The 4134-nt window shown below is 63.9% G+C and carries 5 protein-coding genes; all 5 read right to left on the bottom strand.

Going from position 1 to position 4134, the window contains the following annotated elements; all coding sequences use genetic code 11:
- Positions 1 to 116, bottom strand: a 116-nt coding sequence (locus tag HPY65_19150) for an acyl-CoA dehydrogenase (GenBank protein ID NPU86597.1), incomplete at its 3' end; no start/stop codon positions are given.
- A gap of 27 nt (positions 117 to 143) precedes the next feature.
- Entirely contained in the window at positions 144 to 1676 is a 1533-nt protein-coding gene (locus tag HPY65_19145) for an AMP-binding protein (protein NPU86596.1), read from the bottom strand.
- Positions 1677 to 1725: 49 nt separating this feature from the next.
- Positions 1726 to 2787 (bottom strand): 4Fe-4S binding protein, encoded by a 1062-nt coding sequence (locus HPY65_19140; GenBank protein ID NPU86595.1) that lies wholly within the window; start codon positions 2785 to 2787, stop codon positions 1726 to 1728.
- 97 nt (positions 2788 to 2884) lie between these two features.
- A complete protein-coding gene (locus HPY65_19135; protein NPU86594.1) occupies positions 2885 to 3943 on the bottom strand; it encodes a 4Fe-4S binding protein in 1059 nt (352 codons plus the stop codon).
- Positions 3944 to 3994: 51 nt separating this feature from the next.
- On the bottom strand, positions 3995 to 4134 hold a 140-nt coding region (locus HPY65_19130; GenBank protein NPU86593.1), incomplete at its 5' end, for a 3-hydroxybutyryl-CoA dehydrogenase.

Below are 4134 nucleotides of genomic sequence, written 5' to 3'. Positions count from 1 at the left end.
GAAGGGAAGATCTCCTTCTCGTCGATCTCCGCGGCGAGGGGGGCGAACTTCTCCTCCGCGATCCGGCGCACCGTGTCCCTGAGCATTTTCTGGTCTTCGTTCAGAATGAAATCCATCGTTGTTCTCCTTGCCTGCTTGTGTTTCTATTTTTCATTTATGATTCTGCGGATTTCCCGCTTGAGAATCTTTCCCAGGCCCGTCTTGGGCATGGTGTCGAAGAAGAAGACCTTCTTCGGGGCCACGAAGTGGTGGAGATGTTCGCCCAGGTAGGCCAGGAGCTCCTCCTCGGTGGCCTGCTGGCCCGGCTTCAGGGTCACCGCGGCGGCCACTTCCTCCCCGTACTTCGGGTCCTTCATGGCGACGACGGCGCATTCCCAGATCGCCGGGTGCTTGTACAGCCAGCCCTCGGCGACGCCGGGATCGATGTTTTCGCCGCCCTTGATGATCAGGTCCTTCAGGCGGCCCGTGATGTAAAGCTCCCCGTCCTCGTCGAGCTTCCCGACATCGCCGGTATGGAGCCAGCCGTTGACGAGGGCCGCCGCTGTCTCCTCGGGCTTGTTCAGATAGCCGCTCATGACGATGGGGCCCTTGCAGATGACCTCCCCCTCCTCGCCCCGGGGGACGTCCTTCCCGTCGGCGTCCACGACCCGAAGGGCCAGGCCGGGCAGGGGAAAGCCGACGCTGCCGGGCTTGCGGGGCCAGTCGCGGCGCTGCCGCGTCATGGATCCGCCGACCTCCGTGCAGCCGTATCCCTGGGTGATCTCGATCTTGAAGGTCTTCTGGGCGTTCTCCAGGGTATCCAGGGCCAGGGGGCCGCCGGAGCAGATGAGGAGATCCAGGGAAGACGTGTCGTCTTTTGCCGGGTCGAAGACCATCATCAGGAAGATGAGCATCGTGGGAACGACGGGAATGAAGGACACCCTGTAGTCCCGGATGGCGTCGAGGACCTTGCGAGGGTCGAAGGGGGGCATCAGGAGGCTTACGCATCCCAGGTGGTACAGCTCCAGGGTGCTGATGACGCCGAAGATGTGGTTCATGGGGACCGTCGTCAGCATGATCTCCCCCTTCTTGCCTCCCCACACCTGGGAGCCCGTCATCATCTGCTTTTCCATGTTGCGGTGGGTCAGCATGACGCCCTTGGGAAAGCCCGTCGTGCCGGAGGTGTACATCAGGATGGACAGGTCGTCCGCCTCGACGGGGACCACGTCTCCCAGCTCGTCTCCTTTCGCCATGAGGTCTTCATAGGGAAGAAGACCCTCGCCCCGCTCCTGGCCGATCACGATGATCGTCCCGATCGTCTTTACGCCCTCCGCGGCCTCCCGGACCTTGGGCAGGAGCTTGTCCTCCACGAGGACGAACTTGCACCGGGAGTCCTCCAGGATGTAGCGGATCTCCTTGGCCGTCAGCATGAAGATGATGGGGAGGTAAACGGCGCCGCACCGGTTGATACCGTTGATGAGCGACGGGGTCTCGGGAAGGTTGCTCACCACCGTGCCGATGATGTCGCCCTTCTGCACCCCCATCTTTCGGAGCCCCGTGGCCAGGCGGCGGGCCTGGTCCAGGAGTTCCGTGTTTTTGACCCGCTTTTCCCCTTCCGGACCGAGGTAGATGAACTGCTCGTATTCCCCGTAGGTGGCCACGTTGAATTCCAGGAACCGACTGATGTTGCTCTCCATGATTGTTCTCTCCCATTCTTTATTTGGTGGACCATGCTTCGGGGGACGGTCAGGCCAGTCCCCGGAGCCGGGCCATGTTCAGCATCTGTTCCATTGTCCCCGGCGGGGGAACCCTCTGTTCCTCCTTCGGAAACATCCTGATCGCCTCCACGGGACAGGCCGTCGCGCAGAGGCCGCACCCGATGCAGCGGTCCCGGTCGATCCCGGCCCGCTCTAATTTGTCGATCGCAATGGCCGACATCTGGCAGCGGTGAAGGCACGCCCCGCATCCTGTGCACGCCTCCGGGTCGACAACAGCGGTATAATTCGAAAAGACCATTTCGGAGGGCTTGGGATGCAGGCGGAGGGCACGGAGGACGCTGCAGCAGTCGCCGCAGCAGTTGCACATGCCGCCGGGGTTCTGCGCCGTTGCCGGCTGCGTCACGAGGCCGGCGTCCTGGGCTTCCTTCAGGAGCCGGACGGCCTCCTCCAGTCCGACCTCACGGCCGAGCCCATGGTCCAGGTAGTATTGCCCCATGGATCCGAACATGAAACAGACCTCCCGGGGCTTGCCGCAGCCCTTTCCGAGGAGGGCCTGCTGCTTGCGGCAGATGCATTCGGCGACCACGATCCGGGGCTGGCTGCGGAGGATCTCCGCAGCGTCCTCGTAGGCGGCCACGTGGTGCGAGACGTCGAGGGACTCCCGCACCGGCACGGTGCGCAGGAAGGCCGCCACTCCCCGGGTCACGGCGTCGTAGAAGGCCTCGTGGAAATAGCGCTCCAGCATCTCCGACAGCTCCCGATCCAGCCGGGTCAGCTGGAATTCGAAGAGGCCGTGGACAAAGGGAATCTGTCCGTATTTCACGGTCTCGCCCTTCCGCAGGGTAAAGAGAAGGCCGCGGGAGGCCATGTCCCGCAGGTGCTCCGCCGTCTCTCCGGTGTCCCGGCTCAGGCGGGCGGCCACGTCCTCCGCGGTCTCGAGACGCGGGCTCAGCGCCAGGAACAGGGCCGCGTCCCGGTCGGAAAACAGTTTCCGCAGGATTTCGATCTCGATTCCCGAATCCGTGGGGGGAAAGCCCAGGGACAGGCGATCCAGGCACTGCTGGAGCTTCCGGAATGTGTCTTGCGACATGCTCGACCCCTTTCCCCGTCCACGGAAGGGACGGAAGAACCGGCCCGGGAATCCCGGTCCAATCTCCGGGCCGGTAAGGCGTTCCCGTTTTCGAAGATCAGAGAAGCCCCCGCTCCCGGGCGATGGTGATCTGCATCTCCATGACATCCCGCGGGGGGGTATACCGCTCTTCGGGCTTTTTGTAATCGAGCTTGATGGCCTCGAATGGGCAGGCTCCGATGCAGACGCCGCAGCCGATGCACCGGTCGCTGTTTACCACGGCCGTATCTTCGATCCGGATCGCGTCCATGGGACAGCGGCCTTCGCAGATGCCGCAGTTCGTGCATTCCTCCGGGATGACCCGGGCGCGGAAATTCGTGTGGGCCACCTCGGCCGGTTTGTCCATCCGCTTCAGCGTCCGGAGAAGCGCGCAGCAGCACCCGCAGCACATGCAGAGGTTCCAGACCTTCTGCCCGTTCCCCGGCTGAAGCACGAGCCCTGAGTCCATCGCCTTCCGGAGGATCTCGAGGGCCTCCTCATTCGACACCTCCCGGCCGAGGCCGTTCTCAATGTAGAAGTAAGCCCCCGCGCCGAAGGCCATGCAGGTCTCCAGGGGGTGGTCACACCCCTCGCCGACCATCTTCTCCTCCTTCCGGCAGATGCAGGTGGCGACGGAGATCTTGGTCTGGGCCCGGATGAGGGCCTCCGCCTGCTCGTAGGGGAGGACTTCCATGTCCGGCGTGATGCTCTGCGAGATGGGCACGATCCGGTGCTGGCTCGTCCTGGTCCCGTACCAGCCCTTCGTCATGAACTCGTCGAAATACTTCCGGAGCAGCCGGACGTCCTCCGCATTGTTCTGGTGGATGTGGAATTCCCACATGCCCTCCGCCAGGGGGACGAGGTTGTAGAACCGCTTTTCCCCCTTGGCGATCCGGAAGATGAGGCCCCGTTTCGACATGTCTTCCAGGACGGGGGCCAGGGCCTCCGCCCCGATCCCCAGGCGTGCCGCGATGGCCGGAACCGCCTCGGGGAGACCCGTCATCGCCAGGGCGATCTCCGCCTCACGCGGGGAAAACCAGCGGGCCAGGATCTCCCGCTCGATGCCGGACTCTGTCTCCGGGTAGGGAATGGGCAGCCGGTCCAGGTGCTTCGCCAGCTTTGTGTAAACTTCTTCCATGCGTCCTTCCTCCTGTCCCGGCCCGCCGGCGGGCCGGGGCGCTACGTGCCTTTACTTCGCGTAATCGTAGAACCCGCGGCCGGTCTTCCGGCCCAGCCGGTTCTCCCTGATCATCTGCTCGAAGAGCGGCGACGGCCGGTACCGCTCCTCCCCGGTCATCTCGAAGAGGGCCTTGAGCGCATTGTTCACCA

Source organism: Syntrophaceae bacterium (assembly GCA_013177825.1).
GTDB lineage: Bacteria > Desulfobacterota > Syntrophia > Syntrophales > PHBD01 > PHBD01.
Note: the sequence above shows the minus strand (reverse complement) of the source record. Positions and strands in the feature narration are given on the sequence as shown.

What these genes read in the sequence shown, in the direction of transcription:
- HPY65_19145 (NPU86596.1), bottom strand. Translation starts at nt 1,676, where the DNA reads ATGGAGAGCAACATCAGTCGGTTCCTGGAATTCAACGTGGCCACCTAC.
- HPY65_19140 (NPU86595.1), bottom strand. Translation starts at nt 2,787, where the DNA reads ATGTCGCAAGACACATTCCGGAAGCTCCAGCAGTGCCTGGATCGCCTG.
- HPY65_19135 (NPU86594.1), bottom strand. Translation starts at nt 3,943, where the DNA reads ATGGAAGAAGTTTACACAAAGCTGGCGAAGCACCTGGACCGGCTGCCC.